A 16,423-nucleotide genomic window follows, 5' to 3' on the forward strand; every position below is an offset into this window, starting at 1 on the left:
TGGATTTGTTCGACGAGGTGGGTCAGCGTTGGACGCTGCGGCTTCAGATAGACTTCCCGGATCGTCTGGCGGATCAACTTATGACGCGATTTGTCGAGAGCGAGCGCCCCTTTCGATCGGCCTCGCGGCTTCGGCTGAAGCGCCTCAACGGTGGGCGTTTCGCGATAGATCGCGACGAGGCGATAAAGTGTCGCGCGACTGATCCCGAGGTCCAAAGCAACATCTTCGACGTCGCTTGTTCGTAGCCGGTCGCCCGCGGAGCGGCCTAACAATTCTCTGATGGCCTCCTCGCGTCGACATGCCTCTAACCACTGCGGGTCGTCGGACCCCGTCGTGTCGGCGTCATCAGGGCAGGGCGCGTTCTCATTATTGCTGTTCATTTTTCGGCCGCGTCCATGAGAAATGGTTGAGCCGCAAATTCTCAATTCAACTGTACATCATTCGGGCGTTTTCTCAATTCAAATGTATACGCGTAAATCAGCAGCGTTTCGTAACGCATTGAAATTCAACAGGCCGATTTCTCAATTTCTGATGTGTCCTGACACGCAGTGGGCGAAGGTCGGCGGCGTTCAACACGACGCGGCCAGCGCGCACTTCTTCGCCGCCGGCGCCAGTCTTGCCCGCCTCGACCAGCTTTTGCGTTGCCCCGGAGGCGATATTTCGCGCGCCGGAATCGGCTCCGCCGATGTTTCGCGCGCCGACGGAAGAGCCACCGATGCTTCGAGCCCCGGCAAAAACTTCGGGGAAGGAGGCCTCGAACCCGTTTTTGCCGGCGCCCTGCGGCAGCGCCTCGCCTTGCGCGCCGCAACCGCCTGCGCCGCGATAGCGCGTCTGCGCGAAGACGAAGGCGCCCTGCGCGACGCCGAACATCTCGCCGGCTTCGACGCGGCGCCGACGCCCGGCGGCCGCCTGCATCGGCTGTGGCGCCTGTTCACAACGCCTTCTGTGCGGCTCGATGCGCGCGTCGTGAGAGTCGCGGCCGATTGTCTCGATTTACCGCCGGCCATCGATTGCGAAGCGGTCGCCGCCCTTGTGGATGAGCGGTCGACAGCTGAGAATCCGCTCAATGCTGCGGCCCGCGTGAGCGCGCTAGCGCTGGGCGTCATCGGTGACGCGGCGCAATTCGACGCCGAAATTTTTGCGCTGTGGTTCGCCGATCTTGTGTTGGCGCGGCGCCTCGCGTGGCAGGCGCCGCTGCCGCTGTTGGCGACGACGATCACGCATCCATCGATGCGCACGGCGACCGGACGCCGACCACGGCCGAGCGATGCCGATTGGGATTTGAGCGCCGCGCGCGCCATGGCGCGCGCGGCGCAAGAGTCTTACGCGCTGGCGACAGAACTGTCGCGGCGTTCCAATATACTGTTGAGCGTTGCGCCAAAATTGCGCGCCAAAAAGGCGGCGCGCGTCGTCGATTTGTTGCTCGCCGACGATTGCGTTTCGCCGACGCGGGCGGCGACGTCGGCCGGCCTTTCCGATCGCGCCACGCGGCGTTTGTTCGATCGGTTGATGGCGCTTGGCGCCGTGCGCGAACTCTCCGGTCGCGCCAATTTTCGACTTTACGGACTGTGACATGAAAAGGATGCCGACATGCCGTCGATGAAGGCGCATCGACAGGACAGTGCGCCGCCGCCAAACCGTCGTGTGCCGCGGCGCGATGGGGATTTGCTGTTCGACGCCGATCTTTCCGATCTGCCACAGGCGATGCGCTGGCGCGAATGGATGGGGCGCGTCGAAGCGGCGATCTTCGCCGCGCCGTCGCCGGTCACGCGCGACGCGCTCACCAAACTGGTCGGGCGCGATTGCAATTTTGATGATTTGATTTGCGACATTCGCGAAGATTTGCGGGCAAGGCCCTATGACCTCGTTCTCGTCGCCGGCTATCAACTGCGCACCAAACCGCGCTACGCCGACGCCATTCGCGTCCTGAACAACGGCGCCCACGCCGCCGGACCGCCAGCGCTGACGCCGACCGAACTCCTCACCGTGACGGCGATCGCCTATCTGCAGCCAGCGACGCGCGCGGAGCTGTCGCAGTTTGCAGGGCGAGAAATCAGCCGCGACGTCATTGGAGCGCTCAAGCGCCATCGGCTGATCGACGCCGCATTGCGCGCGCCGGAGCCCGGCGCGCCGTTCGCCTACGTGACGACGAGGAAGTTCCTAGAGGTCTTCGGACTCGCGTCGCTGCGCGATCTCCCCGACATCGAACGGCTCGAAGACGAGGGACTTTTGGAGAGGCCGCAGCCGGAGGCCGATCTTGACGCCCTTCTTTTCGCGGAAGAGGAGGATCTCGAAGAGCATTGGGAATGACCGGTGATAGGGTTCGCAACTCCCTGCCTGCTCGTCGTCCTTTCACGGCGAAAACAGGGGTTCGAATCCCCTTTGGCGCGCCAAGAAAATCAATTGTCCGGACTGAAGACATAGGTAACAGTCTGTTCCTAAGACATGGGTGACAACCTCGGGCCGAAGGGGTTGTCGAGGGGTTGCAAGGTTTTCTGCTCCAGATCGATGAAGCCGAGATCGTAGCTCATGAAGCTGACGAGCCAAATGCCGTCGTCGATTTCCTTGATTCCGAGGCGCTGACCGGCGAGCACGGACGAGATGTTGACGCGCTTTCGATACATGCAGATGCGCCCGCATGAGGTGACCATCACGTCGCGATCGTGCAGCGGATAGTCGATTTCCGGTAATTTCCCGTCATAGGGCTTGGCGGACGGGCGATAGACATCGGCCGGGCGCTTCATGTCGAGCGCTTCGTGCGGCCTTTCGTCGTTGAACTCCTTGATGAACGCGTCGAAGCGGGCCTGTTGCTGCAAGCTGTTCATGCCGGGCGGACGGGTCGCCTCCTTCTTCAAGGTCAGGTGCATGCGCTCGTGGCGGCCGTTCTGCTGAGGATGGCCGGGCTTGATGCGCTCGATCTCGACGCCCAGGCGCAGCCACCAGACGGAGAGCTTGGAGAGGCCGAAGAGGCCGTTGGGGCTGGCGAAGGGAACGCCATTGTCGGAGCGGATGGCGCCGGGGAGGCCGCGCTCACGAAACAGCCGGCCGAAGGCGGTGATCGCCGGGTCCTCTCTGGTCGATTCCAGCGCCTCGCAGAGCAGCAGGAAGCGCGAGGCGTGATCGGTGACGGTGAGCGGATAGCAGTAGCGTCCGGAGCCGAGCTTGAACTCGCCCTTGAAGTCCACACACCAGAGATCATTGGGAGCAAGGCCGGGCGAAAGCTCCGTGCCCTGCGCCCGCGGGCGGCGGCGTCCGAGCGCCTTGACGAGGCCGTGCCGGCACAAGACCGCATGGATCGTGCTGTTGGCGGGGACGCGGAAATCGCCGTCGAGCTTGCGCAGCAGCAGCTCGCGATTCTTGCGCGCGCCCCAATGGGGCTTTTCACGCTTGCAGCGCAGGATGAGGCTTTCAATCTGCTCGGGCAGCTGGTTGGCGTAGCGCACCGGCCGCCGCGAGCGGTCGGTGAGCGCCTCGAGGCCGTGCTCCTTGTAACGATCGAAGATTTTGTATCCCGTCTTGCGCGAGATGCCGAACTCCCGGCACACATCGCTAATCGCCTCGCCGTCGAGCAGACGCGCGACGAACCGAAGACGCTCTTCCATAACCGAACACCCCTTCCAGGGCATTCGACACCTCCCGCCTAGACTGGCGGGAGGTGTCACCCATGTGTCCGGAACAAACTGTCACCCATCTCTCAGGTCGCTCACAATAAGTTGTGATAATAGACTGCGTCGAGCGCCGCTTCGTGCCAACATTTGCCGGATAAGCGTCGGCGAACGTCAGCGGATTCCGTCCCTCCGCCCACGAAAAAGCCCGGTCGTCGCCGGCCGGCTGGAGGTGCGGTGGGAAGGCCAGTCGCCGAGCACTTTTGGCTCGGCGCGGGCCGGTTCGTACGCGCGGAGCGATGCAGGCAACCGCGACCAGCCGCCATAGTTAATGCTATGCTGCCGCCATCTGCGGACGCTTGGTGCAAACTGACGGCCTGAAACCGTCGGTCTTGAGGAGGTCGCAATGGTGAAATTTGGCATCTTGGCGACGCTGGAGGCGAAGATCGGCAAGGAGCACGAGGTTGCAGCGTTCTTGAAATCGGCGCTGCCGCTCGTGGAAGCAGAGCCCGGCACAGTGTCGTGGTTCGCGATCCGAGTGTCACCCACCACTTTCGCCATTTTCGACGTTTTCAATGACGAAGCCGGCAGAGACGCTCATCTTGCTGGGGAAGTCGCGAAAGCGCTCATGGCGAAAGCGCCGGAGCTTTTCTCGCAGCCACCCAAAATCGGGAAGGTTGACGTGCTGGCGGCAAAGCTGGGCTGACAACACAAAAACGCACCGATCGCGTCGACGACTTTTTGCATGCCCGCCTCGGCTTCATCCGCGCGGCCTGTCGATGTGGCCAATTCCGCTTCCCGCACGGCAAGTGCTGGAGCGCATGGGCCGATTTGCTCTTCGGACTGCCTAATGGCAGCGGCGGTTTCCGATACAAGGTTTAGCGCGACGGTGACGGGGTCCGACAGCGGGTCCCTGTGCAGGCGCGCCCATCACGGCAAGGTCGCCTTCGATGCCATGCGGACGGCGCCGGGAACGCCGTTCGTTGCCCTGGCGAGGTGCGCCGCTTTGTCTGCTCCGTCTGCGGCTCCCGGACGTTCATCTGATGCCAGATTGGCCGCCATATCGGGCGCGGGGGTGACACACCCTAGCGGTCTACTCTCTCCTGGGAAGAGTTCCAGCGCATCGCCGACCTAATCGGCCAGCCGCGCTACAACATCGCCCTACGACGCAGATTGAAGTCATCCGGCCAGCGGCTGGCGGCAATGAGCTTGTCCCGATGCGCTGGGGCCTTGTTGCCTCTTTAGTGGAAGAGTCCGCTCAACGAGCTGCCGGCGACATTAAAACGCCCGCGCCAAGACGGTTGGGGCGAAGACGCTACTGCCGCACGACGAGCACTGAGCACTTTGCGTGGTGTACGATGGCGCCGGCGTTGGAGCCAATGAGAAACCGATCCATTCCTGGCCGGTGGGAGCCTACGACGATGACTTCGGCGCCCCACTCCTCGGCCTCCGCCAGAACCTTTTGATAGACGGGACCGAACAGCACAACGGTCGAGATTCGGCCGGTCGGATGATCGATGCTAGCCGCTAGGGCCGCGATCTCCTTCTCAAGGCCTTGCCGAATATCCTTGTCGAAATTTCCCTTGACGTAGTCGAGGAAGGCAATGGGAATAAGCGTCTGCACATTGACCAGCCTGAGTTCGCTATTGAAAGCCCTGGCGAGCGCTGCCGCTTTGTCGATCGCCTGCTTGGTCATCTCAGATTCGGTGAGATCGATCGCGACAAGAATATTTTTGAACATCATCGCCTCCCTGGCTGACCCTTTAAGGCAGCTAGATGCCGAACTCTAATACTCCTTCGCGTATCTTGCCGCCGCGTCAATCGCCACAATCGACTCCCGCAAATTGTGGATTATGATCCTGCCGGCATTCCCTTCCGAGGAATGGCTAGTGGGAGGATATTTCAATGAACCGCAGAATTTTTGTACTCGCGCTGGGTCTTGGAGTCGCGGCCTTCGTAGCGCCCCGCGTCGCGCTCGCCGAGGATCATTTGGCCGAGGCGATTAGCCACACCAAGGAAGCGATCGACCACGGCAAACAAGGTCATGCGGATGTGTTGGTGACGCACGCCGAAGCCGCGCTTAAACACGCTGAAGCGGCGGAAAAAGCGAAGAAGAATGAGCACACCAAGGAAGGAATTACCCATCTGAAGGCGTCAATTACGGAAGGCAATAAAAAGGACGCCAAAGCTGCGACCGGACACGCCGAAGAGGCGTTGACGCATCTGGAAGCGGCGCAGAAATAACCCAAACAGCAAAACCCGCCGTTTCATCCACGGCGGGGCGTTCTGTTGCGCCGACGACGAATTTCGGCGCTCGGGATGATGTAGGGCTCGAAGCCTACGCCGCAAATCCCCGGGCATGAGCCTTGCGCCGATCTTTCGAAGCCGCCCATGCCGTGGCCAAGCATTGCCCCGAACGTCCAGCCGAGCCCGAGGCGCTTGCCGTCTCGGAATCGCTTGTGGGCGTCCCGCATGATCGCGGTGCGGTCGTAAGTCACGGCCTCAGCCTTCTCCGCAAATCGTCCGCCTTGATGGCGCAGCGCTCGGCGCTCTCGACGATGCGCCGAGACGTTCGCATGGCCGCGCCTTGACGTTGCTCAGGTCAGTCATCGGCATGGTCTCCGCACCGTGCCATTGCCGCCTGGCAGGTGCGGCGAATTGAACCAAGAGTCCATATAGTCGCCGTCCAGCTCTCCTTTGTCGCTGTCGTCCTCTTCTTCGTCGCGCGGCCCTGTAGTCCTCTCCCGATCGTCGTCATAGCCGCGCAGCGCCATCTCGGGATGGCCGCTCCCATGGCCCGTCCAGCCGAGCGACGGCTCGGCTTCGTCGACCGCATCGGCCACGCGAGACGCGGCCCAAGCATGTTGCTGATTGACGGCGGTCGTCGCGCCGAGCGTTGGCTCCTCATCGCCGGTCGGCTCAAGCAGCTCGCTTTCGTCCTCGCGGTCGTCGCTAGCTCCTTCGGCCCAGTGCGCCTGGTCCGGACGGCGTCGATCTGGTCCAACAGGTTCAAGAACGCGTCCACGGCGTCGGCGAGCGCCTTGCGCATGCCGGGGCGCAATTCGATAAAGAGCGGCGCCGCGGAGGCGTTGTCGTTGTCGAAGCTCATGACTGCGCTTCCCGCTCTAACACCGCGACGGCGTTGCGGACGGAGTCGCCGATCATGTCGCCGACAAGCATGTCATTGACCACGTCGTCTTCGTCGAGAAAGTCAGCGAGGCGACGGAGCAGCCGTAAGGCGCCCGCGAGCGTCGTCGGTGTGGATTCGAAGACCGCCCGCTGCGCTTCAGTTCGCATTATCTTGCGCCTTCTGCGCGGCCGACTCCGCATCTAATACCTCGCTCGTCTCGGCATTCTGCGCATATGCGTTGTGGGCTTCTAGAACGGCGCGCGCGTTCTGGTATTCTGGCTCAAGGCCGGCGGCTTCAGCACGCATTGTGGCGTTGCCTTTGCGGAGGCGCGCAATCGTGTCGTCTATTTCTTCGTCTGTCATTCCCATGCTGCTTTCGCGCATGGTTTCGAGATGGAGAATGCTGAAGACGCGATTGCCATTAAAGACAACTTCCGGGAGCCTATTGCTCGTGGGCGCGGCGTCCGCCACGGCTTCCCAAGCAGTCCGTTCGATCGCGTGCAGGCGCTCGTATTCTGCGAGAGCCTCAAGCAGCGGATCATCGTCCGCGACGACGCCAGCAATGGCAGGAAGCCCTGCGACGGGCGCAGCGGCGAGGCCGGCGAGCATGGCCCGCCGCGATGGTGTATGAGACAGTTTAGCCATGATGTGAAGCTCCGTTTGCGTTGTGGTCAGGCCGGGAGTGGGGTTCGCGAGATCTCTTCCCGGCCGCTTATCATGCGGTCCCTCTTGAAGTTCAGGCCGCGAATGATCCGGCGAGGCGGCCGGAATGCGTGGTGTAGAGGCGGCATAGGGGCATGCGCGGCGCAGGCCGGTCGGCAACGCAGGAACGGACCGGAAGGCCGACGTTGCTTTCCTCGCGCAGGCGAGACGCCTTGGCCTTCTTCCATTCGGAGGACAGCGCCTTGGCGAACCATTCCCGACAGGAGCCGCCGACGCTCTGGCCAACTCCTCTTCCACCTCGTCAGCCGGCTCTATGAGCGCACCTCAGTGATCGTCACAACCAATCTCGCCTTCGGCGAATGGCCCAGCGTCTTCGGCGACGCCAAGATGACGACCGCTCTCCTCGACCGCCTCACCCATCACTGCGACATCGTCGAAACCGGCAACGAAAGCTGGCGCTTCGAAAACCGCGCCTGAGGCCGACGCGCCGCCCAGGCCGCTGCCGTAGTCGGCGTAACTCCGGTCGGGCTACGCCCTCCCTCCGTCACGCCGACTACGGCACAAAACGCACGCCTGAAAAGGGGTCCCTTTTCGGCGCCGATCTGGGGTCCCGGTTCAATGCTGATTGACAGCTTGGGAGCGGGCATTGGCGTTCGCATATCCTAGGAGAGCACAATGAGATTGCCGAGCCTGTGGTCCCGTCAGGACATAGACCCCTTTCGTTCGCTCCGACGCGAGATGGAAGATGCGTTTCGTATCTTCGATACCGGTCTTCCGACCCTGAGTGTCGGAGCGAAAGCGCCTGCGATTAACGTCGCCGAAACGGTTAACGCCATCGAGGTGACGGCCGAACTTCCCGGCGTCGAAGAAAAAGACATTAAAGTAGGCTTAGAAGGCAACCGGCTCACCATCGCCGGCGAGAAAAAAGAAGAAAGCCAAAGGGACGAGAAGGAGTGGCACGTCGAGGAGCGCAGCTACGGCTCGTTCTATCGCTCAATGTCCTTGCCATTCACTCCCGCTGACGGAGCCGTGGAGGCGCATTTAGACAAGGGCGTTCTCCACGTCACCGTCAAGAAACCTGCCGAAGCCGCTAGCGCCGCCAAAACAATCGAAATCCAGGCCGGCCAGCCTCCGAAGCAATCCTGATTGGAGGGCGCAAGACAAATACTCGCACGCGAGTAAATCTCGCGTGCGCTCAGGCAACTGCGTCGTGATTCCTTCTTGCGACAAGCAGGATTGCGCCACCCGCACAGTTTGCAACTCCTCTGAGGTCCCCGCGAGTAGCAGGCGCTGGATTGACGCCGCCGCGGTAAGCGACACTCGGCGGACACATGAATTTCGGCGGCGTCGATTCTGCTGGCGATTTTTCGCCTAAAGGGCCTATGCCTGAAGCGCTTTCATGATTTTCCGCTTAGCCCGCCCTCAGCTGTTGACGGACGAATCGGCTGAATAAACCCCGCTCCTTTGGACTATTTATTGAGGCGTCGCGCTTTTTTTGGCGGTCCGGGACGCCGAAAACCAAGACCCTGTCCGTTTCTAGCCTCTCCAGGAGATCAAGAAACCGATCTGGAAGCGGCTCACCAAGGATGTCACCGTACATGGCGCGGAGCTGTTCGCCGATTAGGTCTTCGACCTTTTGGGGGAGCAAGCGAGGTTGACCCATCTGACACCTTTAGGCGACATAAATGACAGACTCAGGGTCAGCTCGGGTTGCGGCCACAATATGAAGAAGTGACAGTGGCGTGTAAGTGAGCGCCGATTTTTAAAATTTATGACAAATTGGCTGCGGGTATGGGCATCTAGACTAGCAAAGCACGGCGTTGTGGGTGATTGCTGCGAAGGCGGAGCTCAAGCTGAAGTGTTGAAAACGAAGACTCCACAATTATGATGCGGCGCTGCCCGCCAGTCGCTGTTTCAAGCCACGCGCCCGCCGCGGACTTAGCGACGACCAACGTTAAGCTGCCGAAGACTGAAACCGAGGAGAGCTTTGCGCGACGATTGTGGCGCGCGCATTTGGAGGCGTCTATGTTGAACTTCGTCGTCGCTTTCGCCATCTTGTTCCTTGCCGCCTCGGCCAGCGCCAAGGCGGACGAAGTAGAGATCAAAGGCTTTCACCAGAAAATCAAAGCTGAACTCTCGGACCTTGGCCAACTCGCCGAGCTCAACGGCAAGTACCGTATCCGCGTGACGCAGACGACCATCGACCCAGGGGGCTACATGCATGCGCATCTTCACCTCGGGCCGGGGCTGCGCTGCGTCCTTTCCGGGGAGATGACCTATACGCTCGGCGGAACGCCGACCATTTACAGGGCGGGCGATTGTTTCGCAGAGACCGGCTCGGTCGCCCATGAATCGAGCAACACTGGCGCAGCTCCGGTCGAACTTCTGACCTTCGAACTGCTGCCCGCCAGCGCGCCGGAAGGCAAAGGTTCGGCGATCCCGGTTCCGGCGAAATAAACCAGAACCCCGGGATGGTTCAGATGCAAAGGGCAAGTCTCGTTGTCGCAGCTGCGTGCACCGTGCGAAATGATAGACCTTTGAGATGAGCGGGAAGTTCAATAAATGAACCATAAGCATCGGACAATTCTGCACGCCTTGTTCGCGCATCCAATGAGTAGCAACATCGATCCAAAGATCGTCAAGTCAATGTTGGAAGAGCTGGGAGCTGAAATAACTCGTACTCGGCACAACCATTTATTGGTGACGCTGAGCGGCTTTTCCCATGGATTCCACGACGTCCATCATAGCCTTCCAAAAGACGAAATTGCCGCCCTGCGCAAATTCCTGACGGACGCCGGGATCGATCCTGCGCGCGACTATCCTCTTTAAACCAGCGGTGAGCGACAGGTCACGACATGTGATGGCTCGTCGGGGCCTGTCGCGCCTCGTCGAGGATCGTCGAGGATCGTCGCGATCAGACGCGGTGCGTTCTATTATGATTTACGACGGAGAAGCTTTGCCAGGTCGTGCGCGGCGGCGAGCAAGTCGTGAGATAGACGCCACCACAAAAGCCGGAATGGCGCATGTGCATGCGTTCGCCGAAAATATTCCTCTCGCTCCTGGGAGGAGCGCTCCCAGTGCCGATACGTGCGCGCCATGAACTCGTCAAAGGATTCCTGCCGTGGCGGTGGGGAAGTGCTCGCGGAAGAGCCCGCCGGCCGTCCGCATCGGGCGAGCGCGTACTCATAGGCTGCGGTCAGTTGGACGAATGCTTCGTGCGATCCGCTCTTCTTGTCGGGGTGTCGCTCGTGCGCGAGCAGCCGATACGCCGCCTTGATCTCCACGGCCGTCGCAGATCGCGCGACGCCGAGGATACTGTATGGATCGGTGCTCGTCATGCTACCGACGGTGGGAAACGTTTCTAATTGCCGCGCACGGTTAGGCGCGCATCCGTCTGCAATGGGACCGCGAGAAAATTGTTTTCGTTCGCGACCATGACGGTGATCGTAACGGGCACGGTCGTCATGCCCGAAACGTCACTCGGCTTGCAGCTCGTGTTTTCCATCACGATCGTTCCTGACACGCGCGCCTTGTCGGGAACGAAGCGCATGACACGATCGCGATACGATTTGTTGCGCTGCAACTGGATCGCCAGTGCGTCATCGAATAGTTCGAGCCCCGAGCCGCTTTCGACCTCTGAGCAAGGACCAGCTGAGATGCCCCTGCGCTTAACGGCCAAGCTCAGAGGCATGCCTGAATTATTTTCAATAGTGTATGCAATGCGAGCGGCAATAGGAATTGGATCGCCTGTGGGCGTCCCTTGAATGTAGAGCGTATTGCTTTGCGCCAGCATGCTGTTGACGGTGAGCTTCAGCGCGTCGGCCTTGAGCCGGTTAGCGAAGCTGTCCGGCGTGATGTCATCGGCAAAAGCTAGCGACGGAAGAAGCGCAAATAAAACGGCGATGATCCGCGTGTGATCCCCCTCAAATATCGGGGAAGGGAAGCGCGGCTTTGCTAACGAGTCAAGGCGTCAGAAGCCGCGCGCACAGCAGACAAAAAAGGAGCGCCCGAAGGCGCTCAGTAAAGATCGATCGAAGGCACGTCCTTCTCGTCCATTAAGAGGCGAGCACGTTCACGCCGTTAATGGTGATATCGGCGAGGAAGGCGACGACATTAGCGACGCCATGCGCGGAAGCCTGCAACACCTGCAACGGGTCCCGCGCGACATAGGCCATCGCCCCGTTCCGGCATGGGCTCGACACGCGCAGCCTCAATTGTGCCGTCGGCGTTCCAAAACATCAGAAGGTCTGTCCACAGAGCATCAAGCTGATCTTCCCAACGGGAAAGAACCCTTTTTTAAAAGGCTTGCGGGGGAGCGATGCGCCTTCAGATGCGTCGAGTCGATCATGATGCGCTTGGACTTGGGGCGTTCGCCGACGACCGCCGCGAAGATGCGGTCGAAGACCCCGAGCCGCTAGCGGATGAACCGGTTGAAGAGAGTCTTGTGCGGCCCACAGTCTTTGGGCGCATCCATCCGTTGCAGACCATGCTTGATCACATAGACGATTCAGCTGACTACCCGACGATCGTCAACCCGCCGCACTCCGTGCGCCAACGGAAAATACGGCGATATCCGTGCCATCTGGCGCGCGCTGAGCAAAAAACAAATCATTCATCAAAGCCTCCATCTCGGAGACTTTGAATCGCGCCTCAATCAAAATTGATAGGTCCTGAGCCTAGCTGTCGGTCTGTTTGACCTTTGAAAAGTCAGCCCACCTGAACCGCACACCGACGCTCGCCGCATCTTCTCGCTCGACGAGCCCGAAGGCTCGGACAAGTATTCATGGGCCTGGCGCTTAAAGGCGCTCATACCCTCGATTGTTATGGATGACGAGGCAGAAGAGGGCGGCTCAACACAAGCATGGGCGCATGGCACACTTGAAGCCAATTTTGGCAAACTTGGCCCCCTGTGGGTGATCAAGCCTTCGTTAAATCTGTGCAACATAGCTCATCACGAGCGAGAGCGGGTGAGAGTATTACTATGCAAACAGGCGCTAAGAGCCAGCGGCTCAATGGAAATGTCCTATACGCGATAGCTGTTGCAATCTGGATCGTGGCGATATGGGTCACCGCATTTTACGTTGCAAGTGCAGCTATAGCAGATGAAAGCGCCGGTGTCGGAGGCAATAGCTTTCTACTTGGCTCTACCATGGCGACAGCCGGGGTCCTCACTTTCTTTTCGATTCGGGAGTTTCTTGGGGCGTACAGGCAATGTCACGTGACGGAGGCTTCACGTCCTGTCGGCGCTGACCGCTGTAATCCAGATCAAGCTAAGGAGAAAGTCCAATGACTAAGCCAGGATTGTTTGTTGCTCTTGAAGCCAAGGTGGGAAAAGAGAAGCAATTAGCTACCTTCTTGAGAGACGCGCTGCCACTCGTCGAGGCAGAACCAAATACCGCCAGCTGGTTTGCAATCCAGATGAGCCTGTCAAGGTTTGGTATTTTCGATACCTTTCCGGACGAGAAGGGGCGCGAGGCCCATCTCTCTGGAGGAGTAGCCAAAGCACTAATGGCGAACGCTCCGGATCTCCTGGAGAAGCCTCCATCAATAGAAAAAATTGAGATCTTGGTTGAAAAACTCCCCAACCGATGACCAAATGAACGAGCGTCAACGCCGGACCAGTAAACCGGAGGCGGAATTGGTGTCGGGGGCGGCGCTGTGCTGACCCCAAGCAGGCTGGCTATGGAAATTGTCGTGCTCGGCTTCAACGGCTGCCTAGGAGCCGGATTCGTTGGCTCAGTCGATATGCTGAAGCTCAGCTCGCTAATGATCAGCAAAGAGGACAACCGTCAGCCTTTCAAGACTTTGACGGCGAGTTTTAATGGCAAGCCATTTGAAGATAGTAGCGGGCGCGCTCTAAGTGTAGAAAAGAGCGTCACTGCGATCAAGGCGTCAAGCGCGATAGTGGTACCTGGCTATCTATGCGACGACAATGCTGACTTCCTGTCAACGCCGCAGATTGGTACATTGGCCGCGTGGCTTCGCCGTCAACATGCACTTGGTGCTTTGGTATGCGCTTCGTGTAGCGGCGTGTTTATTCTTGGCGAAGCTGGGTTACTTGATGGTCGCCGTTGCACAACCACGTGGTGGCGTCACGATGAATTGAAAAGCCGCTATCCGCGAGCCGACGCTATATGGGGCGCTCCGCTCATCGAGGACGAGAGGATAGTAACGTCGGGCGGGCCTTTATCGTGGGTTGACTTGTGTTTGCATGTCATTCGTTCGCTGTGTGGTGGAGATGCTGCAAAGATAGCTGCTGATTTCGCGGTCGTCGACACGGCCCCCTCGACGCGCTCGGTATATGCTCCACTTAGTCATTTTGCTGCGGCGAACGCCTTCTTGCTTGAAGCGGAGCACGTCGTCCGGCTAGCTGGAGAGGACCCTATGACAGCGCAAGACCTCGCACGCGCACTTGGCATGTCGAGTCGGACTTTGAATCGGCGGCTAAAAGAGGCGACCAGCGAGACGCCAAAGCAATTTATTGATCGCGTGCGCTTCGAAACCGCTCGAATGCTACTTGAGACGACAAAATGCTCGCTGAAGCAACTGGCTGCAAGCTCTGGGTATTCGGATGCAGCGAGCTTTCGACGAGCATTTTATCGATACTCCGGCATGACGCCTGGGGCTTACCGTACCCAGAGTCGCAATCGACAAACTTAGGCTCCGGACCCATAAAGAGTCCCATCGGTTCGAATTTCTGACTCGGGGCTTCGGAGAGGGAGGCAGCTAATGATTCGCAATTTTTTCTGGCTTGACTGTCACGGAACGCACGTCAAAGACAGTTCCGTAAGCGTCGAATGCGTGTGCTGCCACAGTCACCCTCCAGCATGAGCCACGCCTATGTTCGAACTTCTTCCGCTCGAGCACAATGTGCCCGCTGAGAGGGGCTCGTTTAGCGACGTGGGCGCTCCGGTCTGCTTTGTTCGCGTGCAAATAAGGTCATATCTCTCGGCGGGAGGCGAGAGGGGCCTGTCATCATCACTACAAACCTCACCGAATGAATCACGAGTACACGTTTCACGCAGTCCCTCGGCGCGCTTTTATCCATGCCCTATAGGCACCTGGGGTCATTCCAGAATACCGCTGAAATGCGCGGCGAAAGCTAGTTTGATCTGAGTATCCTGAGGTCTGCGACAACTCTTTAACGGAATGTGCAGTCGTCTCGAGCAGCGTTCGAGTGATTTCAAAACGTACTCGATCGATGAAGCCTTTCGGAGTTTCTCCTGAGGTTTCTTTAAGGCGTCTGTGGAGCGTCCTCTCTGAGGAATTGAGCGCAACTGCGAGTTGCCGGGCTGTTAGCGGTGCATCACCGGCCTGGCGAACCACCCTCTCAGCTTCAAGCAAGAACCGGTTGGACGCTGCCAAATGTCCGGGAGGGACATAAATGGTTTGAGTTGATGGCGTCGTGTCAACAACCGTGAAATCTGCAGCCTCTTTCGCGGCGTCACCACCGCAAAGAGAGCGAATGACGTGGAGCGAAAGGTCGATCCATGAAAGCGGCCCGCCCGCAGTTACAACACGATTTTCTTCAATAAGAGACGCACCCCACGCGACCTGTGCGCGTGGATAATTGGCCTTCAAATCATCGTGCCGCCACCACGTTGTTGTGCAACGGCGACCATCAAGTAGCCCAGCCTCGCCAAGAATGAAGACCCCGTTGCAGGAGGCGCACACAATTGCGCCAAGCGCATGTTGATGCCTCAACCAGGCCGCGATTGCACCAATTTCGATAGAGAGTGACAGACGATTATTACCATCACATATGTAAGCTGGGACGATGACAGCGCTGCAAGACTTGATCGAATCAAGGCCCTTATCTACCTCCTGCCGCCTACGGTTTCCGTCATCAAAAGGCGCGCCATTAAAGCTCGCGGTAACGACTTCAAACGGCAGCGGTCTACCTGGCTTCGTGAGCATCCGAAGACTCATCGTAAGCATGTCATAGGGACCCAGAAACGCAGACCCGATGCAATCGCGATAGCCAAGGACAACAACATCCATTGCGACGCCCTGACGTTTGGCAGACTTTGTCTCGAGTTTGGCAAACTCGATGGCAAGCCCGGTATTCTTATTGTCAAACGAGACTAGCTGTAATCGATCTCAAGGTCGAGCACATTTCCCTCACGGGAGGAACCAAGACCGCCCGGATCAATCGGAGGATGAAAAATGAGTGTGACAACAGAAGTTGCGGGCCGGTCCCGTGCAGAAGTGGAAAAAGTTGTCGACCTAAGGGGAATGTGGATCGGGCTCGCCGTTCTGAACGGGTTCTATCTGATCGTGCGCATATACGAGCAGATTTACGGCTGGCGGGCTGGCCTCGATTCATTCGCGCCGGAGTTCCAGACCTATTGGATGAGCATTCTGTGGACGGAAATTCCGCTGGAGCTCATCTCAGGCATCGGCCTCGCCGGCTGGCTCTGGAAGACGCGCGTGCGTGACATGTCGACCGTGACGCCGCGTCAGGAGATGAAGGCCATCGCCGACAATGCAGCCTGGCTCGTCGTCTATGCGGCGGCGATCTATTGGGGCGCGTCTTTCTTCACCGAGCAGGACGGCACGTGGCACATGACGGTGATTCGCGACACGGACTTCACCCCGTCGCACATCATCGAGTTCTACATGAGCTATCCGATCTACTCGATCATGGCGATCGGCTGCTTCTTCCATGCGAAGACGCGAATCCCCTACTTCTCGAAGGGCTATTCGATTGCCTATCTGATCGTCTCGATCGGACCCTTCATGATCATTCCGAACGTTGGCCTGAATGAGTGGGGCCACACGTTCTGGTTTATGGAAGAGCTGTTCGTTGCGCCGCTGCATTGGGGCTTCGTGTTCTTCGGCTGGATGGCGCTCGGCGTGTTCGGGGTCGTGATCCAACTCCTGCTGAACATCCATCGTGTCATCGGCAAGGAAGGCGTCGAACTGCTGACCGGCGCGTAAGGCTCAAGATTCTCGCGCCGCGGCCGCGTTTGGACCTCCTGACGAACGACGGCGCGGCGCGGGAGGGAATGCGAAAAACTCCCAG

General features: G+C 59.3%; 20 protein-coding genes and 2 pseudogenes. 11 read left to right on the top strand and 11 right to left on the bottom strand.

All coding sequences use genetic code 11. From position 1 onward, the window contains the following. Nucleotides 1-380, bottom strand: a pseudogene (locus tag IYX23_RS00510) (transposase); the annotation flags it as partial. Between the two features lie 151 nt (nucleotides 381-531). On the opposite strand from IYX23_RS00510, the gene IYX23_RS00515 reads away from it, so the two are divergent. Continuing rightward, a complete protein-coding gene (locus IYX23_RS00515; protein ID WP_196391637.1) occupies nucleotides 532-1,572 on the top strand; it encodes a DUF1403 family protein in 1,041 nt (346 codons plus the stop codon). Between the two features lie 18 nt (nucleotides 1,573-1,590). Beyond that, nucleotides 1,591-2,310, top strand: coding sequence for an SMC-Scp complex subunit ScpB (locus tag IYX23_RS00520; protein WP_196391638.1), 720 nt, complete (start codon nucleotides 1,591-1,593; stop codon nucleotides 2,308-2,310). 128 nt (nucleotides 2,311-2,438) lie between these two features. Here IYX23_RS00520 and IYX23_RS00525 read toward each other — a convergent pair whose 3' ends face one another. Continuing rightward, complete coding sequence (locus tag IYX23_RS00525; RefSeq protein ID WP_196391639.1) at nucleotides 2,439-3,626, bottom strand: integrase core domain-containing protein; 1,188 nt, start codon at nucleotides 3,624-3,626, stop codon at nucleotides 2,439-2,441. 385 nt (nucleotides 3,627-4,011) lie between these two features. Here IYX23_RS00525 and IYX23_RS00530 point away from each other — a divergent pair, with 385 nt between their 5' ends. Then, nucleotides 4,012-4,311 (top strand): antibiotic biosynthesis monooxygenase, encoded by a 300-nt coding sequence (locus IYX23_RS00530; protein WP_109026961.1) that lies wholly within the window; start codon nucleotides 4,012-4,014, stop codon nucleotides 4,309-4,311. A 609-nt stretch (nucleotides 4,312-4,920) separates the two neighbouring features. On the opposite strand, the gene IYX23_RS00535 is transcribed toward IYX23_RS00530, so the two are convergent. Continuing rightward, nucleotides 4,921-5,346, bottom strand: coding sequence for a universal stress protein (locus IYX23_RS00535; protein WP_109026984.1), 426 nt, complete (start codon nucleotides 5,344-5,346; stop codon nucleotides 4,921-4,923). Between the two features lie 164 nt (nucleotides 5,347-5,510). Between IYX23_RS00535 and smbP the strand changes: the two genes are divergently transcribed. Next, complete coding sequence (gene smbP / locus IYX23_RS00540; RefSeq protein ID WP_109026958.1) at nucleotides 5,511-5,849, top strand: small metal-binding protein SmbP; 339 nt, start codon at nucleotides 5,511-5,513, stop codon at nucleotides 5,847-5,849. Between the two features lie 23 nt (nucleotides 5,850-5,872). Here the strand turns inward: smbP and IYX23_RS00545 are convergent, their stop codons facing one another. The 4 genes from IYX23_RS00545 to IYX23_RS00560 all read right to left on the bottom strand — a co-directional run bounded on the left by IYX23_RS00545 (nucleotide 5,873) and on the right by IYX23_RS00560 (nucleotide 7,344). Beyond that, on the bottom strand, nucleotides 5,873-6,103 hold the full coding sequence (locus tag IYX23_RS00545; RefSeq protein WP_124740581.1) for a hypothetical protein: 231 nt from the start codon (nucleotides 6,101-6,103) through the stop codon (nucleotides 5,873-5,875). A 108-nt stretch (nucleotides 6,104-6,211) separates the two neighbouring features. Beyond that, the gene (locus tag IYX23_RS00550; RefSeq protein ID WP_124740580.1) at nucleotides 6,212-6,448 is read right to left on the bottom strand and encodes a hypothetical protein; all 237 of its coding nucleotides are present in this window, start codon (nucleotides 6,446-6,448) and stop codon (nucleotides 6,212-6,214) included. Nucleotides 6,449-6,710: 262 nt separating this feature from the next. Next, complete coding sequence (locus IYX23_RS00555) at nucleotides 6,711-6,902, bottom strand: hypothetical protein (protein WP_109026945.1); 192 nt, start codon at nucleotides 6,900-6,902, stop codon at nucleotides 6,711-6,713. Continuing rightward, nucleotides 6,892-7,344, bottom strand: a complete 453-nt coding sequence (locus tag IYX23_RS00560) for a hypothetical protein (protein WP_109026941.1) — start codon at nucleotides 7,342-7,344, stop codon at nucleotides 6,892-6,894. Before IYX23_RS00560 ends, IYX23_RS00555 begins: the two co-directional genes overlap by 11 nt. A 333-nt stretch (nucleotides 7,345-7,677) precedes the next feature. Here IYX23_RS00560 and IYX23_RS00565 point away from each other — a divergent pair. Both IYX23_RS00565 and IYX23_RS00570 read left to right on the top strand, forming a co-directional pair. Continuing rightward, nucleotides 7,678-7,875: pseudogene (locus tag IYX23_RS00565) on the top strand (ATP-binding protein); the annotation flags it as partial. A 198-nt stretch (nucleotides 7,876-8,073) separates the two neighbouring features. After that, complete coding sequence (locus IYX23_RS00570; RefSeq protein WP_109026938.1) at nucleotides 8,074-8,544, top strand: Hsp20/alpha crystallin family protein; 471 nt, start codon at nucleotides 8,074-8,076, stop codon at nucleotides 8,542-8,544. Nucleotides 8,545-8,809: 265 nt separating this feature from the next. Here IYX23_RS00570 and IYX23_RS20400 read toward each other — a convergent pair whose 3' ends face one another. Further along, the gene (locus IYX23_RS20400; RefSeq protein ID WP_109026933.1) at nucleotides 8,810-9,061 is read right to left on the bottom strand and encodes a NepR family anti-sigma factor; all 252 of its coding nucleotides are present in this window, start codon (nucleotides 9,059-9,061) and stop codon (nucleotides 8,810-8,812) included. Nucleotides 9,062-9,423: 362 nt separating this feature from the next. Here IYX23_RS20400 and IYX23_RS00580 point away from each other — a divergent pair, with 362 nt between their 5' ends. Then, nucleotides 9,424-9,855, top strand: coding sequence for a cupin domain-containing protein (locus tag IYX23_RS00580; RefSeq protein WP_158273655.1), 432 nt, complete (start codon nucleotides 9,424-9,426; stop codon nucleotides 9,853-9,855). A gap of 105 nt (nucleotides 9,856-9,960) precedes the next feature. Beyond that, entirely contained in the window at nucleotides 9,961-10,227 is a 267-nt protein-coding gene (locus IYX23_RS00585; protein WP_109026924.1) for a hypothetical protein, read from the top strand. A 104-nt stretch (nucleotides 10,228-10,331) separates the two neighbouring features. On the opposite strand, the gene IYX23_RS20405 is transcribed toward IYX23_RS00585, so the two are convergent. Further along, a complete protein-coding gene (locus IYX23_RS20405) occupies nucleotides 10,332-10,736 on the bottom strand; it encodes a J domain-containing protein (protein WP_192879626.1) in 405 nt (134 codons plus the stop codon). A gap of 23 nt (nucleotides 10,737-10,759) precedes the next feature. After that, nucleotides 10,760-11,191 (bottom strand): hypothetical protein, encoded by a 432-nt coding sequence (locus tag IYX23_RS00595; RefSeq protein WP_109026923.1) that lies wholly within the window; start codon nucleotides 11,189-11,191, stop codon nucleotides 10,760-10,762. Between the two features lie 1,493 nt (nucleotides 11,192-12,684). On the opposite strand from IYX23_RS00595, the gene IYX23_RS00600 reads away from it, so the two are divergent. Both IYX23_RS00600 and IYX23_RS00605 read left to right on the top strand, forming a co-directional pair. Next, entirely contained in the window at nucleotides 12,685-12,990 is a 306-nt protein-coding gene (locus tag IYX23_RS00600; protein WP_109026922.1) for an antibiotic biosynthesis monooxygenase, read from the top strand. Between the two features lie 90 nt (nucleotides 12,991-13,080). Then, nucleotides 13,081-14,058 (top strand): helix-turn-helix domain-containing protein, encoded by a 978-nt coding sequence (locus tag IYX23_RS00605; protein ID WP_109026921.1) that lies wholly within the window; start codon nucleotides 13,081-13,083, stop codon nucleotides 14,056-14,058. A 357-nt stretch (nucleotides 14,059-14,415) separates the two neighbouring features. Here the strand turns inward: IYX23_RS00605 and IYX23_RS00610 are convergent, their stop codons facing one another. Further along, nucleotides 14,416-15,399, bottom strand: a complete 984-nt coding sequence (locus IYX23_RS00610) for a helix-turn-helix domain-containing protein (protein ID WP_109026920.1) — start codon at nucleotides 15,397-15,399, stop codon at nucleotides 14,416-14,418. A gap of 165 nt (nucleotides 15,400-15,564) precedes the next feature. Here IYX23_RS00610 and amoC point away from each other — a divergent pair, with 165 nt between their 5' ends. Next, nucleotides 15,565-16,338: a bacterial ammonia monooxygenase, subunit AmoC gene (amoC, locus tag IYX23_RS00615; protein ID WP_109026919.1), complete on the top strand. Its 774-nt coding sequence runs from the start codon at nucleotides 15,565-15,567 to the stop codon at nucleotides 16,336-16,338. Nucleotides 16,339-16,423: the final 85 nt, after the last annotated feature.

It is taken from the genome of Methylocystis sp. L43, assembly GCF_015709525.1.
In the GTDB taxonomy this organism is placed as follows: Bacteria; Pseudomonadota; Alphaproteobacteria; order Rhizobiales; family Beijerinckiaceae; genus Methylocystis.

Coding starts and splice junctions, on each gene's coding strand:
- IYX23_RS00515 (WP_196391637.1), top strand. CDS start 532: ATGTGTCCTGACACGCAGTGGGCGAAGGTCGGCGGCGTTCAACACGAC.
- IYX23_RS00520 (WP_196391638.1), top strand. CDS start 1,591: ATGCCGTCGATGAAGGCGCATCGACAGGACAGTGCGCCGCCGCCAAAC.
- IYX23_RS00525 (WP_196391639.1), bottom strand. CDS start 3,626: ATGCCCTGGAAGGGGTGTTCGGTTATGGAAGAGCGTCTTCGGTTCGTC.
- IYX23_RS00530 (WP_109026961.1), top strand. CDS start 4,012: ATGGTGAAATTTGGCATCTTGGCGACGCTGGAGGCGAAGATCGGCAAG.
- IYX23_RS00535 (WP_109026984.1), bottom strand. CDS start 5,346: ATGTTCAAAAATATTCTTGTCGCGATCGATCTCACCGAATCTGAGATG.
- smbP (WP_109026958.1), top strand. CDS start 5,511: ATGAACCGCAGAATTTTTGTACTCGCGCTGGGTCTTGGAGTCGCGGCC.
- IYX23_RS00555 (WP_109026945.1), bottom strand. CDS start 6,902: ATGCGAACTGAAGCGCAGCGGGCGGTCTTCGAATCCACACCGACGACG.
- IYX23_RS00560 (WP_109026941.1), bottom strand. CDS start 7,344: ATGCTCGCCGGCCTCGCCGCTGCGCCCGTCGCAGGGCTTCCTGCCATT.
- IYX23_RS00570 (WP_109026938.1), top strand. CDS start 8,074: ATGAGATTGCCGAGCCTGTGGTCCCGTCAGGACATAGACCCCTTTCGT.
- IYX23_RS20400 (WP_109026933.1), bottom strand. CDS start 9,061: ATGGGTCAACCTCGCTTGCTCCCCCAAAAGGTCGAAGACCTAATCGGC.
- IYX23_RS00580 (WP_158273655.1), top strand. CDS start 9,424: ATGTTGAACTTCGTCGTCGCTTTCGCCATCTTGTTCCTTGCCGCCTCG.
- IYX23_RS00585 (WP_109026924.1), top strand. CDS start 9,961: ATGAACCATAAGCATCGGACAATTCTGCACGCCTTGTTCGCGCATCCA.
- IYX23_RS20405 (WP_192879626.1), bottom strand. CDS start 10,736: ATGACGAGCACCGATCCATACAGTATCCTCGGCGTCGCGCGATCTGCG.
- IYX23_RS00595 (WP_109026923.1), bottom strand. CDS start 11,191: ATGCTGGCGCAAAGCAATACGCTCTACATTCAAGGGACGCCCACAGGC.
- IYX23_RS00600 (WP_109026922.1), top strand. CDS start 12,685: ATGACTAAGCCAGGATTGTTTGTTGCTCTTGAAGCCAAGGTGGGAAAA.
- IYX23_RS00605 (WP_109026921.1), top strand. CDS start 13,081: ATGGAAATTGTCGTGCTCGGCTTCAACGGCTGCCTAGGAGCCGGATTC.
- IYX23_RS00610 (WP_109026920.1), bottom strand. CDS start 15,399: ATGGATGTTGTTGTCCTTGGCTATCGCGATTGCATCGGGTCTGCGTTT.
- amoC (WP_109026919.1), top strand. CDS start 15,565: ATGAGTGTGACAACAGAAGTTGCGGGCCGGTCCCGTGCAGAAGTGGAA.